The 2108-nt window shown below is 65.7% G+C and carries 1 protein-coding gene; it reads right to left on the bottom strand.

What is annotated here, in order from left to right:
• Window positions 1-175 precede the first annotated feature (175 nt).
• Window positions 176-1693 carry a TolC family protein gene (locus GNK13_RS19685; protein WP_164104275.1) on the bottom strand — a complete coding sequence of 506 codons (1518 nt, stop codon included), beginning with the start codon at window positions 1691-1693 and terminating at the stop codon, window positions 176-178.
• Window positions 1694-2108: the final 415 nt, after the last annotated feature.

The raw sequence follows: 2108 nt of genomic DNA, 5'->3' as shown, positions 1-2108 counted from the left end.
GGATTGAAGTGTGGTAACTCCAATGTCTACCGGAACTAAGGCTCTCGCGCTAGATACCTACGCTGATCAGCGGATGAAATATCCGGGCTAGCGCCCGGCGGCTGATGAATAATCCGGGCTAGCGCGTGGCGGCTGATTTGACACACTGCTTCCAAGCGGTCTTCCGCCACTCACATCATTCCACCGCAGCCGAGAAACTGGTCTCCAGCAAACTCCCCTGGAGGAGGAAGCCGTCGATCATGGCAGCGGCTTGCCGAGCCTGCTCGACGGCCGCGAGCATCTCCAGTTGGGACTGGAACAGGCTCCGCTGAGCCGTCAGCAATTGCAGATAGCTCGTCTCGCCCACCTCGAACGCCGTCCGCGAAAGCTCCAGCGTCTCCTCGGCTCGCGGCAGAATCTCCTGCTCGAGCCGCTTCGCCCGCAGCCGTGCCGTCTCGTACTGCTGAAGCGTGTCGGCCAGCCGGTTGCCGAGACTCAGCTCGGTCCGTTGCAGGGCCAGCGACGCGGCGGAAATCTCCGATCGGAAGCGGCGAGTGTTCCCCTGGTTGCGATCCACGATCGGAATCGGAAGGCTCACCTGAACCTGGCCGTAGGTATCATCGCTCCCGGCATCGTAGCCGGCTCCGGCCTGAAAATTGAGGTTGGGAGTGACCTGGGCGCAGGCCAGCCGCAACGACCGTCGGGCCCGTTCGACCGCCGCGGCCCGATCGGCCAGTTCGGGGCTGGCGGCAATCAGCTCCGCAAGCGCCGCGTCGTAGGGAATCGGCTCGAGCTCCGTCGACAGCTCTCCGGCCAGCCGCTCCGGGGGAAGCTGCGGAACACCGACCACGGCAGCCAACTGGCGGCGAGCTCCAGCCAGCGCCGCCGAGGCGGTCTCCACCGCCAACTCGCTCTGCTGGGCTTCATTCTGAGCCTGCAGCAACTCCACCCGCGAAACCTCCGCCGCAGCCAGCATCTGCGAGACCGATTCGGTCGAGAGTTCCGCGATCTCCAGCAGCCGCTCGGAAAGCTCCAGCCGCCGCTGGGCCACCAGCGCCGCGGTGAACGCGCGGCGAACATCGGTGCGCACGCGCATCCGGTCGGCCGCCAAGTTCGCTTCGGCCCGACGAATTTCGGCGGCGATCACCGACTGCCGCAGCGCCAGCTTATTGCCGGTTACCAACGTCTGACCGAGCGACAAGCTGTGCAGCCCCGCCGCATCATCGACGCCGATCTCTTCGGCCTCGTACTGGGCGGTCGGGTTCGGCGGCAAACCGGCTTGCACCCATTGGCCATGCAGCGCCGCGATCCGGGCCTGCTGCTCGCCGATCGCTGGATGGTTGCCAAAGGCGAGCGACTCGAGCTCTTCCAGGACGAGTCCACGATCGGCCGACGGCCCCTCCCTCCTTGAATCGTCAACCGGCGAAGCATCGACCGCGTCTTGGAAGGCGACCTGAGCGACCTCCGCACCGGGCGGGGAAGCCGCCGCGTCGGAAGAGAGAACTCCCGCGGCAGTCGAGGAGAGGCGTGCGACGACGACCGGTTCGACCGCTTGCTCGGCTTGCGGCACCCCTGCGATCGCGGAAGGAGCGGCGAGTCCAGCAAGAGCAGCACCGACAGGACCCGCAACATACCCGTCGATAGGCTGGGGGATCGGAGTCGCACACCCCGCGGCGAAGACGAAGGGACCGAGAGCTAGCGCAAACTTCCGCATCGTCGGCCCTCCATGGCGCGTTCAAATCCTTCCACCTGCGACGAGCGCCCGCACCGCGATAACGCTCGTCGCCATGCGAATCGGTATCGACGATCCTCCACCGCACCATTGGAACTTCGCGAGCAACCCGCAAACTCCCCTCAACCGGACCCGCGACCGATTGCACCGACACCCTACCCCCGGGAGGGTCGCGAGGAACGAGCGGGGAGGGCGATGCGCGACGTCGAGCCCTAATCGCGGCGGAGTTCAGCTTGCCCTCCCCGGGCCTAAGAGCCCGACCCTCCCGGGGGGAGGGTAATATCAACAGGGAGTTTTCCGACCGAGCCTAGCTGGACAGCGCCACTTTGGATTGGTTCGGAGCAGGACGGCTCGCGGAAAAATCGTTTAACGGCAAGCCGAAGGCGACTGCTTTTTA

The organism is Candidatus Laterigemmans baculatus (assembly GCF_010367455.1).
In the GTDB taxonomy this organism is placed as follows: domain Bacteria; phylum Planctomycetota; class Planctomycetia; order Pirellulales; family Pirellulaceae; genus Laterigemmans; species Laterigemmans baculatus.
This window is presented reverse-complemented; position numbering and strand designations above follow the sequence as displayed.